This is a genomic window from Paraburkholderia agricolaris (assembly GCF_009455635.1).
In the GTDB taxonomy this organism is placed as follows: Bacteria; Pseudomonadota; Gammaproteobacteria; order Burkholderiales; family Burkholderiaceae; genus Paraburkholderia; species Paraburkholderia agricolaris.
In genome coordinates this window covers 228,150-252,063 of the sequence record NZ_QPER01000002.1, presented here as the reverse complement: position 1 = coordinate 252,063, position 23,914 = coordinate 228,150, and the positions used below count along the sequence as shown (strand labels likewise).

The 23,914-nt window shown below is 57.9% G+C and carries 27 protein-coding genes; 14 read left to right on the top strand and 13 right to left on the bottom strand.

Annotation, left to right across the window (positions count from 1 at the left end; genetic code table 11):
• Positions 1–63: 63 nt before the first annotated feature.
• Entirely contained in the window at positions 64–849 is a 786-nt protein-coding gene (locus GH665_RS22540; RefSeq protein ID WP_153139046.1) for an AraC family transcriptional regulator, read from the bottom strand.
• Positions 850–977: 128 nt separating this feature from the next.
• On the opposite strand from GH665_RS22540, the gene GH665_RS22535 reads away from it, so the two are divergent.
• Together GH665_RS22535 and GH665_RS22530 are read left to right on the top strand one after the other, a co-directional pair.
• Positions 978–1,832, top strand: a complete 855-nt coding sequence (locus GH665_RS22535) for an alpha/beta hydrolase (RefSeq protein WP_153139044.1) — start codon at positions 978–980, stop codon at positions 1,830–1,832.
• A 470-nt stretch (positions 1,833–2,302) separates the two neighbouring features.
• The gene (locus GH665_RS22530; RefSeq protein ID WP_153139042.1) at positions 2,303–2,530 is read left to right on the top strand and encodes a hypothetical protein; all 228 of its coding nucleotides are present in this window, start codon (positions 2,303–2,305) and stop codon (positions 2,528–2,530) included.
• A 127-nt stretch (positions 2,531–2,657) separates the two neighbouring features.
• Here GH665_RS22530 and GH665_RS22525 read toward each other — a convergent pair whose 3' ends face one another.
• Positions 2,658–3,125 (bottom strand): response regulator, encoded by a 468-nt coding sequence (locus GH665_RS22525; protein ID WP_153139040.1) that lies wholly within the window; start codon positions 3,123–3,125, stop codon positions 2,658–2,660.
• A 220-nt stretch (positions 3,126–3,345) separates the two neighbouring features.
• On the bottom strand, positions 3,346–4,467 hold the full coding sequence (locus tag GH665_RS22520; RefSeq protein ID WP_153139038.1) for a sensor histidine kinase: 1,122 nt from the start codon (positions 4,465–4,467) through the stop codon (positions 3,346–3,348).
• 128 nt (positions 4,468–4,595) lie between these two features.
• Here GH665_RS22520 and GH665_RS22515 point away from each other — a divergent pair, with 128 nt between their 5' ends.
• Entirely contained in the window at positions 4,596–4,976 is a 381-nt protein-coding gene (locus GH665_RS22515; RefSeq protein ID WP_153139036.1) for a response regulator, read from the top strand.
• A gap of 2 nt (positions 4,977–4,978) precedes the next feature.
• Here the strand turns inward: GH665_RS22515 and GH665_RS22510 are convergent, their stop codons facing one another.
• Positions 4,979–5,485, bottom strand: a complete 507-nt coding sequence (locus GH665_RS22510) for a GNAT family N-acetyltransferase (RefSeq protein WP_153139034.1) — start codon at positions 5,483–5,485, stop codon at positions 4,979–4,981.
• 264 nt (positions 5,486–5,749) lie between these two features.
• On the opposite strand from GH665_RS22510, the gene GH665_RS22505 reads away from it, so the two are divergent.
• From GH665_RS22505 to GH665_RS22490, 4 genes are all read left to right on the top strand, one after another.
• On the top strand, positions 5,750–6,319 hold the full coding sequence (locus GH665_RS22505) for a cysteine hydrolase family protein (protein WP_153139032.1): 570 nt from the start codon (positions 5,750–5,752) through the stop codon (positions 6,317–6,319).
• Positions 6,320–6,584: 265 nt separating this feature from the next.
• On the top strand, positions 6,585–7,250 hold the full coding sequence (locus tag GH665_RS22500; RefSeq protein WP_153139030.1) for a glutathione S-transferase family protein: 666 nt from the start codon (positions 6,585–6,587) through the stop codon (positions 7,248–7,250).
• 166 nt (positions 7,251–7,416) lie between these two features.
• On the top strand, positions 7,417–8,661 hold the full coding sequence (locus tag GH665_RS22495) for an MFS transporter (protein WP_153139028.1): 1,245 nt from the start codon (positions 7,417–7,419) through the stop codon (positions 8,659–8,661).
• A gap of 37 nt (positions 8,662–8,698) precedes the next feature.
• Entirely contained in the window at positions 8,699–9,430 is a 732-nt protein-coding gene (locus GH665_RS22490) for a class I SAM-dependent methyltransferase (protein ID WP_153139026.1), read from the top strand.
• 114 nt (positions 9,431–9,544) lie between these two features.
• On the opposite strand, the gene GH665_RS22485 is transcribed toward GH665_RS22490, so the two are convergent.
• Positions 9,545–10,450: a LysR substrate-binding domain-containing protein gene (locus GH665_RS22485; RefSeq protein WP_153139025.1), complete on the bottom strand. Its 906-nt coding sequence runs from the start codon at positions 10,448–10,450 to the stop codon at positions 9,545–9,547.
• Positions 10,451–10,615: 165 nt separating this feature from the next.
• Here GH665_RS22485 and GH665_RS22480 point away from each other — a divergent pair, with 165 nt between their 5' ends.
• The 4 genes from GH665_RS22480 to GH665_RS22465 all read left to right on the top strand — a co-directional run bounded on the left by GH665_RS22480 (position 10,616) and on the right by GH665_RS22465 (position 12,928).
• Positions 10,616–11,155 carry a sugar ABC transporter gene (locus GH665_RS22480; RefSeq protein ID WP_153139023.1) on the top strand — a complete coding sequence of 180 codons (540 nt, stop codon included), beginning with the start codon at positions 10,616–10,618 and terminating at the stop codon, positions 11,153–11,155.
• Positions 11,156–11,168: 13 nt separating this feature from the next.
• Positions 11,169–11,495, top strand: coding sequence for a hypothetical protein (locus GH665_RS22475; RefSeq protein ID WP_153139021.1), 327 nt, complete (start codon positions 11,169–11,171; stop codon positions 11,493–11,495).
• A 21-nt stretch (positions 11,496–11,516) separates the two neighbouring features.
• Positions 11,517–12,362, top strand: coding sequence for an MBL fold metallo-hydrolase (locus GH665_RS22470; protein ID WP_153139003.1), 846 nt, complete (start codon positions 11,517–11,519; stop codon positions 12,360–12,362).
• Between the two features lie 158 nt (positions 12,363–12,520).
• Positions 12,521–12,928 carry a GFA family protein gene (locus GH665_RS22465; protein WP_153139001.1) on the top strand — a complete coding sequence of 136 codons (408 nt, stop codon included), beginning with the start codon at positions 12,521–12,523 and terminating at the stop codon, positions 12,926–12,928.
• Positions 12,929–13,138: 210 nt separating this feature from the next.
• On the opposite strand, the gene GH665_RS22460 is transcribed toward GH665_RS22465, so the two are convergent.
• Positions 13,139–13,432 (bottom strand): hypothetical protein, encoded by a 294-nt coding sequence (locus tag GH665_RS22460; RefSeq protein ID WP_153138999.1) that lies wholly within the window; start codon positions 13,430–13,432, stop codon positions 13,139–13,141.
• 297 nt (positions 13,433–13,729) lie between these two features.
• Positions 13,730–14,371, bottom strand: coding sequence for a TetR/AcrR family transcriptional regulator (locus tag GH665_RS22455; protein ID WP_246216322.1), 642 nt, complete (start codon positions 14,369–14,371; stop codon positions 13,730–13,732).
• Between the two features lie 265 nt (positions 14,372–14,636).
• Here GH665_RS22455 and GH665_RS22450 point away from each other — a divergent pair, with 265 nt between their 5' ends.
• Positions 14,637–15,506, top strand: coding sequence for an SDR family NAD(P)-dependent oxidoreductase (locus tag GH665_RS22450; protein WP_153138997.1), 870 nt, complete (start codon positions 14,637–14,639; stop codon positions 15,504–15,506).
• 176 nt (positions 15,507–15,682) lie between these two features.
• Here the strand turns inward: GH665_RS22450 and GH665_RS22445 are convergent, their stop codons facing one another.
• Complete coding sequence (locus GH665_RS22445) at positions 15,683–16,591, bottom strand: PDZ domain-containing protein (protein ID WP_153138995.1); 909 nt, start codon at positions 16,589–16,591, stop codon at positions 15,683–15,685.
• A gap of 871 nt (positions 16,592–17,462) precedes the next feature.
• Here GH665_RS22445 and GH665_RS22435 point away from each other — a divergent pair.
• Positions 17,463–17,906: a MerR family transcriptional regulator gene (locus GH665_RS22435; protein WP_153138992.1), complete on the top strand. Its 444-nt coding sequence runs from the start codon at positions 17,463–17,465 to the stop codon at positions 17,904–17,906.
• An 8-nt stretch (positions 17,907–17,914) separates the two neighbouring features.
• On the opposite strand, the gene GH665_RS22430 is transcribed toward GH665_RS22435, so the two are convergent.
• The gene (locus tag GH665_RS22430; protein ID WP_153138991.1) at positions 17,915–18,334 is read right to left on the bottom strand and encodes a nuclear transport factor 2 family protein; all 420 of its coding nucleotides are present in this window, start codon (positions 18,332–18,334) and stop codon (positions 17,915–17,917) included.
• A 680-nt stretch (positions 18,335–19,014) separates the two neighbouring features.
• Here GH665_RS22430 and GH665_RS22425 point away from each other — a divergent pair.
• Positions 19,015–19,932, top strand: coding sequence for a DMT family transporter (locus GH665_RS22425; RefSeq protein WP_153142236.1), 918 nt, complete (start codon positions 19,015–19,017; stop codon positions 19,930–19,932).
• A gap of 130 nt (positions 19,933–20,062) precedes the next feature.
• Here GH665_RS22425 and GH665_RS22420 read toward each other — a convergent pair whose 3' ends face one another.
• The 4 genes from GH665_RS22420 to GH665_RS22405 all read right to left on the bottom strand — a co-directional run bounded on the left by GH665_RS22420 (position 20,063) and on the right by GH665_RS22405 (position 23,808).
• Positions 20,063–20,938 (bottom strand): class I SAM-dependent methyltransferase, encoded by an 876-nt coding sequence (locus tag GH665_RS22420; RefSeq protein ID WP_153138989.1) that lies wholly within the window; start codon positions 20,936–20,938, stop codon positions 20,063–20,065.
• 67 nt (positions 20,939–21,005) lie between these two features.
• Complete coding sequence (locus tag GH665_RS22415; protein WP_153138987.1) at positions 21,006–21,380, bottom strand: VOC family protein; 375 nt, start codon at positions 21,378–21,380, stop codon at positions 21,006–21,008.
• A 32-nt stretch (positions 21,381–21,412) separates the two neighbouring features.
• Positions 21,413–22,135: a helix-turn-helix transcriptional regulator gene (locus GH665_RS22410; RefSeq protein ID WP_153138985.1), complete on the bottom strand. Its 723-nt coding sequence runs from the start codon at positions 22,133–22,135 to the stop codon at positions 21,413–21,415.
• A gap of 203 nt (positions 22,136–22,338) precedes the next feature.
• On the bottom strand, positions 22,339–23,808 hold the full coding sequence (locus tag GH665_RS22405; RefSeq protein ID WP_153138984.1) for an MFS transporter: 1,470 nt from the start codon (positions 23,806–23,808) through the stop codon (positions 22,339–22,341).
• Positions 23,809–23,914: the final 106 nt, after the last annotated feature.

Below are 23,914 nucleotides of genomic sequence, written 5' to 3'. Positions count from 1 at the left end.
GCCAGGATTCGTCGCGTTGACGCCATTCTGGCGATGAATAAAAGGCGGGATAAGCGACACGCCTCAGTCGGTGTCGGTACGCCGGAAATACTCCGTGGGGCTACTGCCCAACGCCTTGCGGAACATCGCGCTGAACGCGCTAGGACTGTCGTAACCGAGCTCCGTGGCGATTTCGGTGACAGGGCGGTCGTTAGCGAGCATCTGCACGGCCGCGAGCAAACGGGCCTGCTGCCTCCAGCGCGTGAACGTCATGCCGGTTTCTTCGGGGAACAATCTGATGATCGTGCGTTCACTCGCGCCAACCACCTTGCTCCAGGAGGTAACCGACGTCTCCTCGGCCGGATTCGCGACGATCCAGCGGCAAATACGTGCGATGCGTGCATCGTTCGGCATCGGCAGATGCAGCGGCTCGATCTGCAGCGGTTTGATCTCCTGAAACAGCAGCTCGACCACGAGACCGTCGCGCCCGTGTTCGTCGTAGTCAACCGGCATCTTGACGACAGACGCGATCAACTCGCGCAGCAGCGGCGATATGGAAACCACGCAACATGCGGTCGAGGCGAGTGGTGTGTGTCCCGGATCGAAGTAGAGGGTGCGCATTTCAATACGCCCAATTGCCTGCATGCAATGGCGTACCCGAGGCGGAACCCACACGGCGCGCAGCGGCGGCACGACCCACGAGCCGCCCTCAGCAGTGACAAGAATGGACCCCGCGTACGCGTAAATCAGCTGGCCGCGCCGATGTTCGTGATAGTCGATGAAGAACCTGTCGGGTAGATCGCGGGCCATCCCCCCGACTCGCTGCTGGATGAGTTGGTAGTCGTCCCGGTTTTCGCTCTTGCCGAACATGGCGTGTCCTCAATCAATGTTGTCACTTGCGCGCGAGCGTGCCAGCCCACAGCACCTGTAATTTACGGAGTGACGCGGACGCCCGAATGTTCGCTTACTCCTTTAACGCACTTTCAATGAGGTACAGGATGCCGGTTTACCGTTCGTTTAATCAAGAGGCTTTGGATCAACAATACAATGTCCGCGCCGGAATCCCGGACCATCTGGAGATATTCGCCCGCTGGTCGCAAACGAGCGCCCAGTTTCGTCGCGACCACACGGTGAACGAAAATGTGCGCTATGGCGCGGACGAAAAACAAATGCTCGATTTCTTCCCCGCGAAGGACAAAGGGCGTCCGGTCCTCATCTTCATTCATGGCGGCTACTGGCAATCGCTCGATAAATCCGACTTCAGCACAGTGGCGCTTCCCTATCTGGAAGCGAACATCAACGTGGCAGTCGTGAACTATCGACTCGCGCCCTCAGTGCGAATGGGGGACATCGTTCTGGACAACATCCAGGCGATCGCCCATCTTTATCGAAACGCACAAACGCTCGGCCTCGACCGCGACGCAATCTACGTGTCCGGAAGCTCGGCAGGCGGCCACTTGACCGCGATTCTAGCCGGCACCGACTGGACGAAGCATGATCTCCCCGCAAACGTCGTGAAGGGTGCTTGCGCGATCAGCGGTCTTTACGACCTGGAACCGATCCGGCTGTGCTATCTCAACAACGCCGTCAAACTCAATGAGCGGGAGGTGGCTGATTTCAGCCCGAAGTTCCATCTGCCATCGACGGTTCTGCCGTTCATCCTGACCGTCGGCGGAGACGAGTCCGATGAGTTCCACAGGTTGCAGGCGGAATACCAGACGCTCCTGAATAACCACGGTCTCGACGTGCGGATCGTGCGTCAACGGGACGGGCACCATTTCGATGCCGTCGACAGGCTTGGAGAGGTGGGCGGAGCACTGTCGCAAGCCGTCATCGATATGATCCGTGCCTGATCTGGAGAATCTTGCATGGCCAGACCCACGCCGGCGACGACTGGTCGACATCTAAAAATATTTCGGAAACCTGAATTACGAGGTTTTTAGAAAAGAAAGACATCAGTACCGCCCAAAGGGTATACAGTGGGCAGGCCGGTCGCTAATGATGGGCCTCTTACTTCGGAGCCTCATCGTGCGATCGCCGCTCAAACGTCGATTCAACCGCCAGTAAGTAGCGCTACTCGGCGGTATGCGAGCAAAGCTGATCGCGGTGCTTCAGTTTCCAAACCCCAGCCGTGGCTACGATGCCTCCCAACATTGCGTGTGTTCCGGGGGTACGGCGATTCGCGTTCTGCCAGACATTTCCGCCCTGCCAGCCGCGTGACCAGTAACGTGAAACACGATTCGACATGCAGTCGTCTCGCCGTACCGCCCGCGTACGGACAGAAAGCCAGTACGCGCACCGATTCTCAAAGTGGGAGAGCAGCATGATTGATGACCAAGTGGACAAGGAAGAAATTGAGGAAAACAGGAAACGTAGGGAGACTGCGGCGCTTGCACAGGAGCACAGCGAAGCGATCGCACCCACGCAGGATTCGAAGGACATGAACGCGGAAGTGCCGCCGAAACCGAAGCCTTGGGGAAAGCGTGTCTGGACGTCGCTAGGAGTATGGAACGCCCGTACGCGTGTTCGTCACCCAGGCACGCCTGGTTAAGTCCTTGCAGGCGTGCAGGAACAGAACGACCGGCTCAGCGCCGGTTTTTTTGTTGCCAATCGATAAGGTGGCCCTTTTCGGATCCAACCGGGACGGCAACTACGTCTAAACCCAAGTTCTTTCTCTTCTACGGTTGGCCGCGACGTTTGACCGTTTCGACGAAGTGTCCGTCCAGCAGATCGACAATGCGCCAAAGCGAGCATGGTCTTCGGCAATGCCCGTCGAAGCCCGCTTTTCGCAAGGCCAGCACCGAATCAAGCGGCCAGATATTACTCATCGCAAGAATCAGCACATTTGCGGTAGCTGCGTCCGCCCGGATTGTCTGAATGAATTGATAGTCGGACGCGGCGTCAAGTCTTGTGTCCAGCAGCAATGCATGGGGTGCCCAGCACCTAAGGTATAGCCGGGCTTGCGCAGTATCACGTGCATATACCGCCTCATAGCCTTTAAGAGACAGCAAAATGCAAAGTGACTCGCCGATTGCCTTGTCCTTGTGCCCAACAAGAACACGCCGGAGGGACTTTGCTTCGGCCTCCTGCTCTGTTTTCCAGAACGCGAACTCATGCTCATCGTCCAGAGGTATGCGCCTTGTCACGGTTTGCTCCGGTGACCTGCTACTGATGCGGTAGGAGGCTTACATCGTCACGCGGTGCATCCCGCGGCATTACCTTCGAGAACGAACTGCTGGAAACTTCTGGCACGACTTAACTATAGTCGTCCGATAATTCCGGCGCAGCAAGGAATATGGCGCGTCGTTACGTGTTTTAAACGTATGCATACGCGCTGACGGCCGGTCTGTGGACATAGCACGAACGCTATGAAAGACGAGGCAGGCGCACAGCGAACACGGTTTCTGCCTCGTCGGACCGCGCCTCGATCTCGCCTCCATGAGCCTTGGCGATTTCACGCGCGATATAGAGTCCGAGCCCCAGGTTGCCGTCGTTGTTATATGAGTCTTTCTGATTCAGGCCACGCTGAAGCGGATCAAATATCCGTTGCAGAGTCGTTTGATCGATGGCCGGTCCCTGATTCCGGACCTCGAAACGAACGTTCTGCTCTTCGCCGGTCATTACCACCCGCACGGGGGCATCCGGCGCGCCGTACTTGATCGCATTCAACACCAGGTTGCCGAGCAGCTGCTGCAGACGGCGACCGTCCCAAACTCCCCGACAGTCCCCTTTCACTTCCAGATCGATCTGACAGGCCGGGTGCGCTGCCCGCAACTGGTCGAGTTCGTCGGCAAGCAGTTTCTCCAGGTCGCCATCTGTCGACACGATATTGATCCCCAAACCGAGCCTGGTTCGATTGAAATCAAGCATATCGTTCAGAAGGGCCTGCATGCGAGCGCCGCTTCTTATCAAACGGGATGCGGCTACGGATACCTGCTCCCCAGCGTTGAGTGCCGACAGATACTGGGCCGTCATCTGGATGGTCTGGAGTGGGCTGCGCATGTCATGCCCGAGCATGCCAAGCAGGAGATTGCGCGCCTGATCGACCTGGACGCTGAAATTCCTGACCGACTCGGCAAGTGCCTGATCGATGGCCTCATTGAACCGGATGACATCGTCCGGATGCGGAGCTTCTGGCTGACATTCGTCCATCCAGAGGCGCAGGACGCTCGCGCGCAAGGCGCGGTACTCTGCGGCCAACTGGTTGATGTCGAACCCGCCGCGCGCCCGCAAAAGGGCGTGCGTCTGCGCAGCTGTCTCTGGCGCCCCGATCAGTACGGGAGCTCGCCCCATCGACTTTTCGGCTTGCGCTTTCCTTGTCTGGGCCGTCGACAGATCCTTCGCTACGGCTTGCAGAATCTGTTGTGCGTGGTCTCGCAGAGCAAGCGATTTCATGTCCCCGGCTGCCGGCAGCAGAGTAGCGGCGAACGTCTCCCACTGCATCAGAATCGTTTCCATGTCGCGCAGGATGAAGTCAGCCAGTCGCATGTTTACCCTCAAGGAAGCGGAAAGACTCAGTATGGCGCATTACGTGAATCCATATTACGCACAAATGGCTGTTCTGACTCTACCGGGCCCATATATTGCGTGACGAGAGGGCAACCCAAAGGAATCAAGTGTCCACTGCGAAAGCCGAGCGCTTACTCATCGCGGACGACGACCCGGATCTGGTCGATGCTTACGTGCTGTTCTTCGAGGCTTACGGCTACACCATCCAGACGGCTGTAGACGGGGTCAGCGCGCTCGCCGCTTACCACGCCTGGCGTCCTGACGTGGTGATGCTCGATATCCAGATGCCCCGAATGGACGGTCACGCGGTGGCGAGAGAAATCCGGCGTATGAGCGTCGTCCCCCGTCCGTTGCTGCTGGCGGTAACCGCACTGCGTGCGCCCGCTGAAAGGGTCGAATCGTTCAAGGCGGGTTTCGATCACCATTTTGTAAAACCGGCCCAGTTGCCGGTCATTCTGGCGGCAATAGCATCCCGCACAATCATTTGAAGTTAGTCAGCCGATTTCTCGTATAGCGACCAGACGTAGCCATCGGGTTCGGGTTCCGGGTACAGGCCTACGCGGATAAAGCCGAGCGACTCGTAGTAAGCGCATAGCTTCCCGTTGTGGACGGCGCAGTCGAGTCGAACAAAACGCCGGTTCAGGCCGCTCACCTTGTTAGCGCACCAATCAAGCATAAAACTCCCGAGTCCGCGTCCGTTAAAACCTTTCCGCACAGAAAGGCCATGCACATAACCAGCAATAGGTTCTTGAGGTCCCCAGTGCCTTTCATCGTCCAGATCGAATGAGAACGTTCCAGCCGGCATGCCATCCAGTTCAACGACATACACTTCCTTCTGGGAGACATTGTTTCGTACCCACCGCTCGGAAAATCCGTCTCCCTCCTTACCCCACGCATAGTCGCTATGAGCCACCTTCTTTGCATGCGCATCGTTCCGGATCTGTGTAAGAACTGCCACGTCCTCTGCGGTTGCTCTGCGGATGCTTTTCGAGGTCATCGTTCGTATCTCCGTTGAAGAGTCTCCGTGAAGACAAAACCGCTCATTTCTGTTCACGGGCCAGGTTGTTAGAGGAGAGAGGTGCGCAGAATACATCCATCCCGCGCACTCATGGGATGTTGACGATCCAGGCGCCTTAGTCAAGTGTCTCGTCCTGGCCGCATCAAGCCGAGCAACTGCCGCGAGTGCGGGCTTGCGGCTGACTTGCGATAAAGTCCTGAATCGAATCGCTTCGCGACAACGTCCGCTTACGCAGGATCAAAAATGACTGCCTTGCCACGCCCGGCCCGCGCCGTGCTTATGCTCGTGGATCTTCAGAAAGCCATAGACCACCCAAGCTGGGGGCGCAGAAACAACCCGCTTGCCGAGATTCAGATTGCACGTTTGCTCGACCACTGGCGGCGGCATGGCTGGCCGGTATGGCACATTCGGCACGACTCGACCGAACCCGGCTCGCATTATCGACCGGGCCAAAGCGGACACGACTTCAAACCTGAGGCCGCACCTGTCGCCGGCGAGCCGGTCATTCCGAAACGGACCAACAATGCTTTTATAGGTACGAATCTGGAAGCTCAACTCCGCGCCCAAGGCCATGACACATTGGTGGTCGCCGGCGTCATCACCAATAACTCTGTCGAAGCGACGGTCCGCATGGCCGGCAACCTGGGTTTCACAACCTACCTCGTAGCCGATTGCTGTTTTACGTTTGATCGAAAAGATTGGAACGGCAACCTGCGAAGCGCGGAAGACGTGCACGCAATGTCGCTTGCCAATCTGGACCTGGAATACTGCACCGTCATCACCGCTGAGACCTTGCTGGATACCGACAAGTGAGCTGACCCGCTTCGGATGGTACCTGGGAATTCAGGCAAATTCTGGCCCGCATGCATACGATCCGAATTCGTACCCGGGGCTTTCAACAAAATGGCGAAGACCGGTCTCGTGCCCGGATGATGTCGTTCTGGACACCGATTGACCCAATCCCTGAGAAAAATTAGTTCGAGGATGTCGATTTAGCCCTATCGCGAACGTCTGGTAGATAAGCGCCGGAGTCACGTGTCCGGCACTCAACGAGACATCCAGCAAAGGAGAAGTCACCATGCCCCCGCAACCGATCCCCGTTATCACCGTCTTTGAACGGTCGCCCGATCGCGGCAAGGGACTGGCGCGTGACATGCGGGTTCGCTGGGCGCTTGAAGAAGCCGGCCAAGCTTACGAGGTTCGCCTTGTTTCGTTCAGCGCAATGAAGGAACCCGCGCATCGAGCACTTCATCCCTTTGGGCAGATCCCGACCTATGAACAAGGCGCGCTGACCCTGTTCGAATCGGGAGCCATCGTGTTCCATATCGCAGAGCATCATGCAGGCCTGCTACCTGACGATGCGAATGCCCGGGCACGCGCGATCACATGGATGTTTGCGGCGCTCAACACAATTGAGCCGCCGATCCTCGATCTCCAGACCACCAGGTTTCAGGAGGCGGACAAGACCTGGTACGAGCAGCGCCTGCCTATCGTCGAAGATCGCATCCGAGACCGGTTGCGTGAGCTTTCCGATCGCCTTGGCAACGCCGACTGGCTCGATGGTGCGTTCAGCGCGGGCGACCTGATGATGGTGTCGGTGCTGCTCAGGCTGAAAGCATCGGGTTTGCTGGGCGAATACCCGAACCTCTCCGCCTATGTCGCCCGCGGCGAAGCGCGGCCCACCTACAAACGCGCTTTCGACGCTCAATTGGCGGTTTTCACCGGCAAGCCGCCGACCGGCTGATGAAGATAAGCGCTGGCTCGAACTGGGCCGCTCGTCATCACGCTGAGTCCGGCCGAAACCGTGTGAAAATACAAAAGTACCCGGTTTTCGGGTGTCGCTTCACCCTTCCCAAGTTGCTGCCAGGCCAATACGGCGCGTCAAGAACATAACCGAGGGGCGTTTCACGATGCCTGACCAAAGCGGTAGTCAAGCTGTCATGAGGTCTGACGGTGCCGGTAGCCAATCTGCATTGCGTCAAGTCGCGGCGTCGAGGCTTTTTCTCGGCGCAACGATTGCGATGTTTCTGTCGGGTCTCGGCGCATCGGCGGCTGCACCACAGATCGTTCTGTTCCTGGTGAAGGAACTCGGCGCCTCGCTGCCGTTGGCGGGATTCTATTACTTGACCAGCCTTGCAGCGCCAGTCGCGGGGTATTTCGTCGGCCGATACTCCGATCACACAGGAAATCGCCTCGGTCTTTTTCGCCTGTGTGCCGCCGCGGGCTTTGTGGGCTGGGCGGGGCTAGCCCTCTCTACTTCGGTCTGGATGCCCTTCATCATCGCCATCGCTTTACTGGCCGTTTCTGGCGCCACCGCCTCGCAAATTTTTGCGGCTGTTCACGACGAACTCAGCGACAAGCCCGGCGACGCAAATGAAAGTGTCGTTGCCATCATCCGCATGGCGCTGACCGGTGGATGGATCGTCGGGCCTGTGCTGGGAGCATGGGTGGCGGCTGCCTATGGCCTGCGCCCCATGCTTTGGATGACCGCCATCTGCATGCTTTTACAGATCGCACCGCTCGGAACGCTGAACCCAACCGCCAAGCTCAAGCCGGAGTCGGCAAGCGAGCCCGCTCGCCACGCCAGCCTACGTGCCATGCTTCCCCTGCTGGCGTTCACAGGGCTCTTCGTCATGCTCTACGCAGGGGAGCCGGTGAAGTACGGATTCCTGCTGATCTACATGGAAGAACACCTCAGGCTAAGCCCCGTCGTACGGGGAGCGGTCATCGGGATACAGCCATTCATCGAGCTACTCATCATGCCCTTCAGCATCGGACTGGGCCGCAAGCTTGGCAACGTATGGTTGATGTGCATCGCGGCCGCCATGGGGGTGTTTGCCAATCTTTGCTTTGCGTTCTGGTCGTCCGCGGCGGGCATGTTCGCCGGACAGATCCTCATGGGTGGTGTTTGGGGCGTATTTATGGTTCTCGGCATCATCGTCGCTCAACGCCTGCTTCCCAACGCGGTAGCAACGGCGTCGGCAATCTTTATGAGCTCCACGGCTCTCGCCTCAGCGTTAGGAGGCGTCGCGAGCGGTTTCGGGGTCGCACTGCTGGGGCTTCCCCATGTCTTCCTGCTGCCAGCGCTCTTCGCGGGTATTGCCGTTATTGGACTGGCCTTGATCGCACGCACCGAAAGCTTCAAGACGTCTTGATCGCGACCAGTGACGTCGAAACCAACGCGCAATAAACATGAACGAATCCAGACAGTCCATCGGACGTGCAGCGTATTCCGAGTTTGCAGAACGCTACGCGGCAGCCGTTACGACAAAGCCGCACAACGCGCTCTACGAACGCCCCGCGACGATGTCGCTTGTTGGCGATGTCAACGGCTTGCATGTTCTCGATGCGGGATGTGGACCAGGCATTTGCAGCGAACAGCTCGCTCGAAGCGGCGCAACGGTCCACGCGTTCGATGTAACACCACAGATGGTCGAACTCACACGCCATCGCTGCGCCCAACTTCCGGTCGAAGTGATGACCGGCGATCTTGCTGCTCCGCTCGACTGGCTTCCTGCCGAATCGTTCGACAAGATCCTGTGTTCGCTCGCCTTCGACTACCTGGAAGATCTTAAACCGGTTTTCAGCGAGTTCCGACGAGTCGCGCGACGCGGCGCGACCCTGGTATTTTCTATGGCGCATCCTATGCGCGACTGGATGGATGAACGAACCCGTGGCGAAGGGACATACTTCGCGACCTCTCGCTTCGGGCTGTACTGGTCAGGCTTCGGTGAGCCGAAACCTTACGTGCAGGCTTACCGCCGGCCTCTTTCCGACATCCTCAACGGATTGACTGAAAGCGGCTGGCTATTGGATCGCTTTGTCGAACCTCAGCCGCTCGCCGAGATGCAAGCGGTGTCGGAAGCTCTGCACGCGGAGCTATCACACGCCCCCGCATTCATTTGTGTGCGGGCACGCTGCTAGCAAGCGCCGGCGCATCGGCACCGAGGTCGGCCAGAGCGCGACCTCCGGGCAGGTAAGCAGAATCGTCGGCCATCGCGAGGAAAACGGCGGAGGCCTGGCTGTTTTTGATGATCGTCAGGCGCTACTTTGAGCCGCTAAGCCCCGGGCTTCGTGAAGCATCCATTTCGCAAATGCCTGTAGTGGCGCTTCACTCAACTCGATCGGCTCAGGAAGAACGAGGCAGAAGTTTTTGGCAATCGCTTTGCCGTCCGGCCAGGGCGCAACCAAACGGCCTTGTTCAAGTTCTGCCCCCACGTAAAGACGCGGCACCAACGCAACCCCCAGGCCGGCTAGCGCCGCCTCGATCAGCATGGAATGGAGATCGTAACGTGCGCCGACCGCCGAGTTGGTCAGCACGATGCCGGCCTCCTGTGCGTATAGCTGCCATGCGTCCGGGTTCTGACGCCGGTGAAGGCGTGGCAGTTCATCGAGCGAAAGGTTCGCACCGGCGTCCGCGAGCAGCGCCGGACTACAGACCGGCACCAGCACCTCTTCCAGCAGCCGATGTAAATGCATACCCGCCCACGCTGGATGCTCAAAATGGATCGCTGCGTCGAAACCGCTACCGGCAAGAATGAAGGGGTCCATACGTTCGGCAATATGCACGGTAATGTTCGGATGCTGATCTTGAAAGCGTTTCAGCCGAGGGATCAGCCAACGGGTGGCAAAGGTCGGAATCGCGGCGATATCAATGCTCGCGCCCTCGATAGGCTGTCCCATCAGATATAGGCTGTCCCGTTCCAGCCGATCCAGAAGCTCGCGAACCTGCACCGCGTATCGCGTGCCGTTGGGCGCAAGCCGTACCCGGTTTCCAACGCGCTCGAACAGCGCGACGCCCAAAAACGCCTCCAGTCGACCGATCTGACGACTGACCGCGCCCTCAGTCAGCGCTAACTCCTCGGCCGCGCGAGCGAAGCTGCCATGTCGAGCCGCGGCCTCAAAAGCCATGAGCGCGGAATTGCTTGGAATCTTACGTCGCATTGGGGTCTCGTCGATTGATATACACCGACGCCAGCTTGAGCAAATGTCACTGAAGGCTGACTATATATCGATATAAATGCGGAAAATCACAGGTTAGCATTACGTTACTGCAATGAACATGGATCGTTCGCTGCAACATGCTCCCCCGTCACGAAGGATAGTCTGATGATCTACACCGTGGAATGCAGCTTCGCCGATCCCAACAGCGAAGCCGAATGGAACGACTTCTACAGCTTCGAAAAACTGCCCGCCCTCATCTCGGTCACTGGCTTCCACACGTCGCAGCGCTTCAAGTCGTTAAGCGATGGTTGCCCGGTCTACCTCGCCGTCCACACGATTGACAGTCTCGATGTCCTGACGGGAGAGGAATATCGCCAGAAAGGCGGTGGCAATTTTGCAAGGTGGCAGCAACACATCACCGACTGGCACCGAAATCTCTACAGCGATATCGGCCTTGCGCCGGCAGTCAATGCCGATGAACTCCTGGTGCTTTGCGCAGGCGGCCCCGAACCTCTGATTCAGATGGGCCTCACACCGTTGGCGATGCAAGCAGTCGCGCTGGAGAAGTTTCCGGACCGCCGCTGGCTCGCAAAAGTGCCCCGGCGAAACGCTCAGTTTGTCGAAAGCATGTCGGCAGGCATTCATCTTTACTCGCCGATGACAGAACAACTGACGCGTTCCCATACCGTTTCGACTGAACAGTAAAAACAGGTCCGCGATGCCCAATGTCACTTTCTATATTGCTGCGGGGCAAATGCCGTCTGATGAGACGCTTGCCGAACTTTCCAGCGACTGCATCGAACTCTGTACGAGTGTCCTGGGAGCCGCACTCAAAAACGTTCATGTCATCTATGTCGACGTTCGGCATGGGCACGGACATCCCGTTTTCGCGGAAATCCAATATCGCCTTGAGACATTTCGCACGCCCCCGGTAATGAACCAGTTCATGGAAGCGCTGGACGACGCCATCGCACGCCATACGGGTCTCACGGCGCGCATCCGTTGTTTTGGGTATGCCGCATCGACCATTCACGCCCGAAATTAGAAAGTCTTCCGGAGAAGAACTGTGTCCACCTTTAGCTTTCCAAGCCAACGAGTCGGGGATTTCACGATCACCGCAATCAGCGACGGCTACCTCACCGCCAGCCTCGACTTTCTCTCGAACATCGATCCGTCCGAGGCCTCCAGAATGCAAAGTAATGCAGGGCAGAAGGAGCCTTCCGCCGTCCATATCAACTGCTACGTAGTGCGCGGAGCGGGCCGCACGATTCTCATCGACGGCGGGGCTGGAGGCATCAAACAATGGGGCGGTCGACTGAGAACCAATTTATCGCTTGCTGGCGTCGAACCGTCCGAGATCGACACGATCCTGCTCACACACGCCCATCCCGATCACGTCGGCGGGCTAGTGGACACAGCCGGACACATTAGCTTTCCGAATGCGGAGCTTATTGCTCATCAGCAAGAGGTCAGGTTCTGGCAGGACGACGGAAATCTAAGTCGCGCCAGCGAGCGTGCCCGCGGTAACTTCCTGATAGCGCGTCAAGTGTTCGACGGCTACCGCGACAGGCTTCGCACGTTCAATGAGGGAGAAGTACTTCCCGGTATCCGGGCGATGCCGCTACCGGGACACACAGATGGACACTCCGGATATCTTCTCGAATCCCACGATCAGGGCCTGCTTGTTTGGGGCGATATTGTTCATTTTCCTCACATCCAGATCAAACGGCCAGCCGTATCGATTGCCTTCGATCAAGACCCTTCCCTGGCCGCCGCCACACGATCACGGCTCCTGGATTTGGCCAGTTCGGAGGGACTGTTGATCGCCGGGATGCATTTGGGGGAACTCGGCTTCGCACGCATAAAACGAACGAGCGGGAGCTACGGTCTGCTTTACGAGGCCGAAGCATGAGGCCGCGTCGCCCGGGTTGATCCCACTTGGTGCGATGTGATGCGCAGCTTTGCGTGTGCCGGATCGAAATGCTAGCCTTGAGCAGTGCTCGATATTGATTAGCCCTGGCTGACAAACCCGAATCATGACGAGCACATCTCAATCCATAGGAGCGCTCAATGCTGCGGACATATCGAGGAGGTTGCCATTGCCAATCCGTGAGGTTCGAAGCTCAGATCGATTTCAGCGAGGGCACAGTGAAATGCAACTGCACCTTCTGCAGCAAAGCGCGGCTCTGGCTCGTCAATGTTCGTCCGGAAGCGTTCCGCCTTCTTACCGATGAAAATGCACTGACGGTCTATCGGGGCAAAAATCCGGTTGCTCATCATCCGTTCTGCAAGCAGTGCGGCGTCCATGTATTTGATCGCGTTGACATGCCAAACGAAACTGGATTCCCATACATCAATATCAACATCATGTGCGTCGATGACCTTAACGTTGACGAAGCGTTGAGTGCACCGATTGTCTACGTGAACGGCCTGCAAAACGATTGGAGCAACCCGCCATTGGAAACCCGGCATCTTTGATTCTGTCGATCGTCAACGATCTCGGCCGCAGTATCGAACCACCGAAGCTGGCAGACCGGCGCCAGGCGGCGAGCGTCCCAGTTCGGCCCATTCCAGGGGGAAACAAAAAAGCCGCTATCCGTGAGGACAGCGGCTTTTCTTATGACGGCTGGCGAATGAGAGGCGCTTGTTTGCTGTGCGCTTACGCCTGGTGATCGTCATTAAGTGCCGTTATTTGGCAGCCGGCGACATCGTGGTCGGGGTTGCCAGCGTGTTATTGGTTCCATAAGCCGGCGTGTCGGATGTCGAGCTATTGTTCGTGCTCTTCTGCGGGCGCGAGTTCAGCGAACCGGTGCCCATGCCGCTGTCCGAGTTGGTGGCGCCAGGCGTGCCGTAGCCGCTCGTTGCATTGGCGGCCGGCGACACAGTGGTCGGGGTCGCCAGCGTGTTGTTCTGTGCATAAACACCGCCCGACAGCGCGAGTGCGGCGGCGGCCGCGATTGATGTGCTGATTACCTTGTTCATGATCCGTCTCTCCTTGATTGGACTGGAATATCGACACAGACGATCGCCCCTGCCTAACCACGAATTGCGTAATCATCGAATTTCACGAGATCGTGATAATTGGCGGCTATGGCGACATGTCCGCTTCGATACCGAGAACAGTGTAAAACATCTAATCAAACGATGTTTTGAAGCTGCCCAGTTGGTTGTCGAAGCACTCGGGCCATGGCGAACAGGTGTCGGATTATTTTCTTGTGGCGGTCGCAAGGGGAAAAACGGCACGTTCATAAAGCGGTGCCTGTAAGTATCGGAGCAGATCTACCGATCAGCCCGTGTATAAAGAGCCAGCATCGCTGTGACAGTCTGGTCAATGACGGCCTCGACGTCCGCGTCGGTACCGCCGCTTCCCGGCAGAACGAGTTCCGGCCAGAAAACCTGACCGGCAATCGTCGCAAAGAAATTCCGTGACGCGGCCGGAACATCCGGCACGGCCAGAACCCCGGCCTTGATCTCGGCGTTGAGATAGCCCTTCAACCAGTCAACGAAGTGGCCCTCGCCCTTGTCAAACAGCATCTTGCCCAAACCCGGGAAACGGGGCGTCTCCGCGATGATCAGGCGGTAGATGGCGATCATCTCCGGCGCGCGAAGACGCTGGGCGTAAGCCGTCCCGAGCCCCTTCAGGATGACGCGGGGGTTGCCAAACGGCACTTCCTCCTCGCGCGTATCCCTGACTTCCCAGAATTCCTCGACGATCGCCTCAAGCAGCGCCGCCTTGGTGGGATAGCGTTTGAAAAGCGTTGCCGTGGAGACTTCGGCCCGCTTCGCGACCTGCTGCAATGAGGTGCGTTCGTACCCCTGCTCGAGGAAGAGATCCGTCGCCGCCTGCACGGCCGCCTGCCTCTTTTCCTCTTTGACCCGCTGGTGATAGGTCCCGTCGCACATCTCCGTCGTCATCGTCATCTTGCCTTGTCGGCAATCCCTGGTTCGTAACACACGGTCAAATATAAGGTAAGTCGCTCGACTTGACAAATTCACGCCCGCATCATAAGTTAACGCGAGTCACTCAACTTATCATTTGCGGCATAGCTTCTGGCGATGCCGGCGTGAGGCAGGCAACCGACACCCCGGCCGTGTTTCTTGCTGACCCATTTTCAAACTGGACCAGTGTCATTGCGCATCGACTGTGGAGGCGCTCACTGGACCATTCACTCAAGGAATCATCAAAATGTCGAAAATCTGGCTTATTACGGGCGCGGCCCGCGGTCTCGGTCGTTCCATCGTCGAAGCAGCTCTGGCCGCGGGCGACCGTGTCGTTGCCACCGCACGGAACCCGGAACGGCTCGCCGATCTGGAGAAGGCGCACGGAGGCAATCTGCGCACTTTCGCGCTCGACGTAACGGATGCAGATGCTGCCAGGGCCGCGATTGACTTCACGGTTCGGACCTTCAGCGGCCTGGATGTCCTGGTCAACAATGCGGGCTTCGGCCAGGCCTCCCCATTCGAGCAAATCAGCCTTGCGGATTTCCGCGCTCAGATCGACGTCAATTTCTACGGTGTGGTCAACCTCACGCACGCCGCTCTGCCGGTGCTGCGCAAGCAGCGCTCCGGCTACATCATCAACATCTCATCTTCCGCGGGACGCGCGGCAATTCCGGCGATGACTGCCTACACTGCGGCAAAGTGGGCTGTGGGTGGCTTTACAGAGGCGTTGTCAATGGAAGTCGAGGCGCTCGGAATCAAGGTGACAGCGGTCGAGCCGGGCGGATTGCGCACCGAGTGGAGCTCAATCGCCAGCAGCGACATGCCCGAACTGCTGCCTGAATATCAGGAGAGCGTCGGCAACATTCTGGACGCGCTCAAGAACAACGCTGGTCATGAGATCGGCGATCCTGCGCGTGTGGCCAAGGTTGTGGTCGATCTCGCCGGTCGCGATGTAGTCCCGAAACATCTCTTGCTAGGCAGCGATGCCTTGCGTTGGGTCAGTCTGACCGAGGGCGCGCGGCAGAAGTCCGACGCCGAATGGAAGGCGGTGAGCATCTCGACTGACCTGTCCGCGAATGTCGACCTGTCCCATTTTGACGGTTTCAAGGGGTAATTAATCCTGGCGTTGAGCACGGCGACAGCGAGGCCTGGCAATGTTCATGCAGTTGGCTGATCGAACGTCACCTATCGTGCATCTTGCAGGCAGAACCGCCCTGCCGCGCCGGCAAACGATAAGCGATCCATGGTTCACGGATCAGATCGCGGCCAGGCTCGTGGTCCCTGCTCTGCTTAAAACTGCGCCTGTAACCGGACTTCCCTGGCATCTCGCCAAACCGTGAGAGGAACCGTCGCGCCTTTGGATACCGCATGGACGGCATCGCTCAAGTCTTGCGTCTGCTTCAGCGGCTGATCGCCGAAGCGCAGCAGGACGTCGAAATTTTTCAATCCGGCGCGATCCGCGATCTTGCCCGGAAGAATCCCCATAACCCTCATGGCGTCGCCAGGGATCTTCATCTCTGCCTTCGCGGATTCATTCAGAACGGCATACTGGACGCCGAAGGTCGAGGGGCTATTCGACAGTGATTGAGGAACCAGGCGGCGGTCATTCGGGATGCTGGCGAGAAAGCTCGATAGAAAGGCGGCCGGAATCCGTACCTTGAAGACTTTATCGACGGCGTTGTAATCCGAAAGAGTGAGTACGAAGTCAGTGCCGCTGATCTCGTACGCCTTGAGATAAATGCGGTCAAGCATGACGAAGACGCCGCCTTTCATGGGCCACGCTTTCCCGCCATCGGCAAGCGGGCTCCAGTCGTCAGGATTGCCATAGCCATCGCCATTCAGCGTGGGGATCAAGACCGGGACCTGGTTCTGCTCATAGCGGATTCCAAATTTTCCATAGTCCCGGGCGGTGTTGAAGTTCCATTTGCCCTCGGTATAGAAAGCCACGGCCAATCCCAGCGCTTCGTCCTCTCCCTGAGGAGATTGAAAGAGCGTCAATTGCGCTTTGACGATGCCTTGCCCTGCGGCCAGTCCCGAGTCGCGAATGGTCAATATGGGCGAGTCATAACGGACGTCACCTGTATGGAGATGCGGCACAGAGGTATACAGAGGCCGGACGGCCGGCTCTTGCGCGAACCCCTCTCTTGCAGCAAACAGTGACATCCAAAGAATAGCGACGAGCAAGAACCCACGTTTCATTCAGAACAACTCCAATTCCATAAGTTACCGAGATGTCCAAGGCAAACCCTCGCCTGTAGCGAAACCTGCCGCCGGAAAACAATACCCGCCCGCTTTAGTCGCTCGTCTGGGTCCCGCGTCGAATCTAAAGGTCTGAAACGGCTGCGCCTGGGAGGTGCGTGCGCAAAATTTCCAGGCATTTTTCCTGTTCGGATCGTCGCATTTCATAGAACGACAACTGGGCACGACGCGGTTTGGCACGTGCTTCATTCGGTCGGTTATACCGGATAGTCAAAAGGAATCGCCCTCGATTTACGCTGACGATGTTCTGGTAAAAAATCACAGTGCGGCCCACTCGGCACCGATCGTCAAAAAATACGGCACGAGTCGTGAAATTCATGCTTATTAGTGCCACCAGAGGAACGGCAAAAAGCATAAAAACATCGCCAAATCCAAAAAATGGATTCGACTGTGCGAACAAGAGATAGCACACCACAATTACAAGCATAACTACCACGAGAAACGGCATGACAAAACGACTACCACGCACGATGAGTACCGGCTGGTTAGTCTGAGGTAGGCTGTTCATGTTTAGAGTAAATATTTGAACTGGTAGTAAACATAACCCGGGTGTTGCCGCGCTTCTATGCCTGGATGCACCCGAGATCGGTATTGCTGACGAGCACCGATGAGCGTGCGAGCGTATTTTGCACGAAGGTCTATAAATTGTGGCGAAAAACCGCGACACTAATCCAATCAGCATTTATTCAGATTTCAATGCCGATGCTCCCGGATAGCCGCTCTGTATCTCCGGATCATTGGATGGTGGGATGATTGCTATGTTTCGAAGATCACAGGTGGAGTACAGACGTCGACCTTGGGAGCCCAGGCCATGCCAAACAATCTGCTTATTGGAGACGTCGCTCGCCGCACCGGCCGCAGTGTTCATGCCATCCGGTGGTACGAGTCTCAGGGATTATTACCCGGCGTCGTGCGCGACGATGGCGGTCGAAGACTCTACAGTCAGTACCACGTTAGCTGGCTCGACCTCATGGACCGTCTGCGGCGTACAGGCATGTCGATCGCACAGATGCGCGACTATACGGCACTCGTCGAACAGGGCAGCGCGACCCTGAAGCAGCGCCGGGCGCTGCTTGCTTCACACCGGGCTCGCGTGCGGGAAACCATCGAGACATGGAACGATGCGCTGGCCCTGATCGATGCCAAGGTCGAGTTTTATGATGAGTGGGTCACCATCGGCCACCGGCCCGCGGTCGAGCCACATCGACGTCTCCGAACGCCGATGCCGGCCACCGGACAAACGCGCGGGGCATGAGCGAATGGCTACGCTAGAGCGGTGCCTGGCGGAGCGGACAGCACGCGGTCGATGAGCGCCGTGTCGCAGTATTCGGTGAGCTCACGCAACATACCGTCCTCGACGCGAATCACGAAACAGTACGTGTTCGCGTACCGCTCACCGGACAAGGTCGTGGCGTCGCCCTCACACTCTACGACTACATAATCTCCGTCTGCGAGAATCCGGCTGGGGGTGATGCGCGACGGCGCTGTGAATTGCGCATAGAGCGGCGCCAACAGGCGCTCCATGACAGCGGCCTTACCATTGTAAGTGCCCGACCAAGCGGTTTTCCCGATGATGCGCCAGACAAAGTCGTCCGCCATGGCCGCGCGGAAAGCCCCATGATCGCCTTGCGCGCGTGCCTCCATGATCCTTTGCACAAGGGCTTTATTTTCAACGGTAGTCATTGCTGTTCCTCCAAAACGGGCATAGCACATACGCTACAACCTCGAGTGCGCTCCAGGTCAAGGTGCGGATTGGATAGGAAGTGAAAAACCGCCGTCTGGAGTGGTTGTAACGTCCCGCTTTGTCTGCAAACCGAGCAAGCCGATAGGGACGCAAGTTTCACAAATATCTGAGATCATTCCGGATCGTCAAACGTGAAATAAAAGTAAAAAGCGGACAGATGGACAATCTACACAAGGAAGTACAGCAGGAAGCGCTTGAGGATCAGGGGATTCGCACGTTCAGCAGGAACCGTAATGCCCCTAAACGCAAAAAGCGCAGGGCGACGCTCACTGAGCGTATCTGCTATTTCCTGGCTTTCCTGTGCGCGCTGGGACTAATCGGAATAGTGGCAGTCCACTTCATGCCGGATCCTCCTGCCGATATCCAGTAGGTCGCATCAGGGGGAGTCGTGGCCAATCACATCACAAACAACTATCCCGACCGTACCGGGCACGCGGCCAGGATCAAACGGATATCTCCCTCGTCGTAACAGAACGGGAGACGGTTAGTGCGAGCACGCATCCACATTTCGCTCCACACTGAAACGTTCGCCTCCAGGGTACTTGCATAATGCACTCCAGCGAGCCGCCACGAACGGCGCCGATCCTTATCCAGTCAAGGCGCAGACGAATTGTCCCAAATACGAGCAACGACTACGAGCGGACCAAACGCCGCCCTGGACCTGATTCTGCTCCTGACGCTTTCGACACTGTGGGGAGCGTCTTACACCTTCATCAGAATTGGCGTTGCTACCATTCCCCCGCTTACACTTATCGCAGCCAGAACGCTAATCGCCGGATCAGCGCTGCTGCTCTGGATGAGCGTACAGCGCGTTCGCATGCCGCGCGATCCAGCAGTGTGGCGCCGCTTCTTCGTGCAGGCGTTGTTGAACAGCGTGGTTCCTTTCACGCTTATAGCGTGGGCGGAGCGTTCGGTTGAAGCAGGTTTGGCAACCATCCTCAATTCCGCTTCACCCGTTCTTGCATTTCTCGGAACATGGCTTATCACCCGGCATGAACAAATAGCGCCTCGCAAATTGTTCGGTGTCGTCGCGGGACTTGCCGGTATATGCCTGGTAGTTGGCATGAGCGCATTCGAAGGACTTGGGCGGCAGCTTGTTCCTCAACTGGCGATTGTCATGGCGACGGTTTGCTACGCCGCGGCGGCAATCTATGGACGATCCTTCAAAGGACTCTCGCCAGCCGCTCCCGCTGCGGGCTCGCTGATTGTCGGCGCGATCTTGCTGGTTCCCGTCAGTCTGGTGATCGATCGTCCGTGGACACTCCATCCTTCGTTGCAATCGCTCGCGGCGCTTACGGCGCTCGCGATCTTTTCGACAGCAATGGCGTTCGTTATTTACTTTCGACTTGTACAAACGCTCGGTTCGGTTGGTACAACGGCGCAAGCTTATCTGCGGGTTCCCATTGGCGTTGCGATAAGCATCGTCTTTCTCGGGGAATCACTGTCTACGTCCGCCTGGCTGGGAATGGGATGTGTCGTCGCTGGCGTCGCCGCAATGACTATTCCGTCACGGAAAATCCAGAAACGGAACGCCTGACAACGATTGCGGCGATTCTGGCCGATGCCCTCGAGGTTGACCTGGCAGCATTCGAGAGGACGTGGCGTTGCGCCACCCAATGCTGTTAGCGATTACCGACGATCTTCTGGCAAGCTTCGAACGTTGCTGACTAGACGAACTTCGTCGCTGCGAACAATACGTGCCCGCCACCGGAACGTGGTTCGCCACTGACATCGGTTGATCGTGCAGCTGTAGTTGCCGGTTCAAGGAAACTTGAAACCAGGCGGCGACCCATAACATCGTCGATCTCCGAGAATCCCAGCTTGCGTAATTTTTCGTGTAATGCCGGTGGATCGAAATAGCTCAGAAATGGTTCGCCAACGGCTGCCACACGCGCCGCCCTTGCCTCGTGCAACGCTAACAGGTCCGCGGAGAACGAAGCTGGAGGATCGCTGTAGTCGAACACCACCTCGGCGCCGCCAGCGAGACTGGCAATCGTGCCCAGCGTCAGGTCAATCGCTTTCTCCGTCAAATAAGGAACGACACCGAGCCAGATGAAAAAGCTTCGTTGAGTGGATTCGAAGCCGGCTGCATTGAGCCCATCCAGCAGCGTATCGCTTTCAAAATCGACCGGCGCATAGATCAGCGAATCCGGATGCTCTATGCCAGCTTGCTCAAGCCGCCGCCGTTTCCATGCTTGTGTAGCCGGATGATCGACTTCGAAAATGCGAAGATTGCCGGAGAGCCGGTGACGGTGCGCAAACGTATCCAGACCCGCACCAAGTATCACAATCTGTCGTACGCCACGCTGCTCGACGGCACGCTCAAGAGCCACTTCGGCGTAGCGCGATCGAGCCGCGATGAACAATCGAATCCCACGTCTGGACGTTTGCAATTCAACATCATGCTGAACGTCCTCGGCCTTCATTCCCACTATCGTGAGGGCGAGCGGGTCGCTAAAAATTTTTCCCTTCTCCACCACCTGATGGACGGCACGATGGGTTGCTGCGGCAAATGCTGTACGGCTGGGTTCCTGTTCTCTCATGTCACTCCCGATGGCTTTCAGGCATCACTGGCTCGTCAGGCAAGGGGCCTTGCCGGCGCCGCCCCGGTCAGCGCCTGGGTCGAGAAAATAGGTTGACGAGATTCCCGTCCGGATCGCGCAGCAACAGCGAGCGATTGCCCCATGGCATCAACGTCGCCGGCATAACGATGTCGGTCCCCAACGCATTCATCCGTTCGAACACTGCATCAACGTCCTCCACTTCAAACTCGAGAATCGCCGACCGATTCGCGGCCGCAGTGGCGGCGCCGGCATTGAAAAGCTTGACCAGGTGCTCAGACGAAATTGCCAGCACCGCCCCTTCAAATTGTATTTCCGCAAACCCATCAGCCGGCCGCGCAGCCTCGAGACCAGAAAGCTTCTGGTAAAACTCGACCAGACCTTCGATATGCTGGGTAACAACACGAACAGACGCAAACCTCATTTTGAGCTCCTGGCCAAGAAAGGAAGCTCAGTCTACGAGAGCATACTGTCAGATTCTGGCAGTATCGTTCGGCTAGCCAGATGATTTACTTTGCGCCATTCACGAAGCAGCGTTGAGCGTCTCCTGGGGTAGCGCTCCTCCATTTCCTCGACTTTCAGGATGCGGTCCGAGCGGAAATTCCGGAAATCTGCGCGAAACTCACACCAACACATCAGCACTCGGGCCTGGTCGAAATACACCAGCGCAAATGGCCAAACTATGCGCTGCGATTCAGCACCACTGGCGTCCACATAAGTAATATTGAGCTTTCGCTCTGACCGGACTGCCGCACGTAGAAGGTCCGACGAGACTTTGTAGGCGTGCCTCTTCAACGGCGCACCGACTAGCAGCGACGATTCCTCCAGTTCGCGACGCAGTTCCGCCGGCAATACGGCCGCTATCTTCGCAAGCGCGCTCAGCGCACCGTCCGATAGCGTCTTGTCGCAGCGATCAGCCACCCAGCGCATGCCAAGAACCAAAGCGTCGAGTTCTTCGGAGCGAAACATCATGGGCGGCAGCATGAAACCCGGTTTCATCATGTAACCAACGCCCGGCTCCCCCTCGATCATTGCTCCTTGCGCCTGCAAACTGGCGATGTCGCGGTATAGCGTGCGGATGCTCACACCGAGCTCCTCGGCCAAGGCTTGACCGCGCACGGGACGTCGGTACCGCCGCAGCACTTGCAGGAGACTAAGAAGACGTTCAGAGCGAGCCATACGTTGATCCTGATATCGGCACTCAAGTAAATCGACGACGCTGTCGGTTACTTCGAGCTGAATGCAAAAGGTTGCTTCCAGCTAGATATCGCATTGTTGACGATCTGTGTGGCTCTGTCGAACGTATCAACTTGCCCGAATCCGCAAGCTCATGTGAAAAACCTAATGAGGGTTCGTAGCCGATAAGACCACACGGGACGAACCTAGCCGCGGCTTGCTCCAGCGGAGGCCGCTTTTGCAAGAGCGTGCCGTTGATCGGGCAGGAACAATGAAAGCACGCCGCCGACCACCAGCAACGCCACGTTGCAGCCGAGCGCGACGGCAAATGCATGACCGAATGCAGCTGTTCCGCGACCGGCTCCCAACTCGGCATAGAACACGCCGCCGATGATTGCGACGCCAAGCGCCGAGGCAATCTGAAATGTCGAAATGACAATTCCAGACGCCAGGCCGGCATGCTTCGGCGCCACCCCGCCGATCACCGCCTTGATGACCGACGGCATGACCGTGCCAAACCCCAGCCCGGCGATCGCGAGACCGATGGGAAGACTGTCCGCCAGCGTTCCCGCCGCCGCAAGCAGCGCAACGCTGAAGCCAATCACCTGCAGGGCAAAGCCGACCGTCAGCGCGAACTTGCCGAGCCGCTGCATGACGTAAGCGGAGGCAAGCGAGGCCAGGAAATAGGCGACGGCGTACGGCAACGTCGCCAGACCTGCCTGGAGCGGCGAGAGATGCAAGCCTCCTTGCAGGTACACGGAGAACGTCAAATAGAACGACGAAAGCATATACAACGCAAATGCCATGGCAACGCCGACCGCGAAGCCCGCTTCGCGGAACAGCGCGAATTCGACAAGGGGAGAGCCCCCCTTCGCGGCGAGACGTGTTTCGAAGCGCACGAACAGCGCGAACGCGAATGGCGCTGCGACGAGCATCGCGATGATCCACGTCGGCCAGCCGCTTTCCCGCCCTTCGACAAGGGGATAAACCAGAAGACCTAGCGCGACCGAAAGCAGCACAACGCCGCCCATGTCGAGACGTTGCGCATGCTCGGCCCGCGAGTCTCGCAGAAACGCAAGACCGCCGACGAGGGCCACGAGACCGATAGGCACGTTGATCAGGAAGATCGCCTGCCAGGTGAATCCCAACGGATGGAGCGACACCAGCGCGCCGCCCAGCACCTGGCCACAGATGTTCGCGAAGCCGAACGTTGCGCCATAGAGCGCGAGTGCGCGTCCCTGTTCTGCGGGGGGAAACAATACGCGGATGGAAGCCAGTACCTGAGGCGCCATGACGGTCGCGGTCAGACCCTGCAGGATGCGCGCCGCGACGAGTACCGTGGCGCTCGGCGCGAATCCGCACAATGCCGACGCGAGTGTAAAGCCGGCAACACCGGTTACGAACATCCTCTTGCGGCCGAACAGATCGCCGAGCCGTCCGCCGGTGATCAGGAATACTGCGTAGGTTGCCGCATACGCCGAGATGATGAATTCGATCTCACCCGACGTGGCGCCGAGATTTTGCCGGATCGACGGGAGTGCAAGATTGACGACGTTGAAGTCGAGGATCGGCAGGAAGGCCCCCGTCAACAGAACGGGCAGCGCGAGCCAGCGCCGCGGGTCAGCTGCGTGCGTGTCGAGCGAAGAATGCGGGCGCGCGTTGTCGAGTGTGCTCATGGGTGTGATCGTTCGTCGAATGGAGATGTCGGCGCGAGGATTGACCGGACCGGTGGTCGGTGAAGAGCACTATGCGATACCACTTGCCATAACTCAATGGGATGAG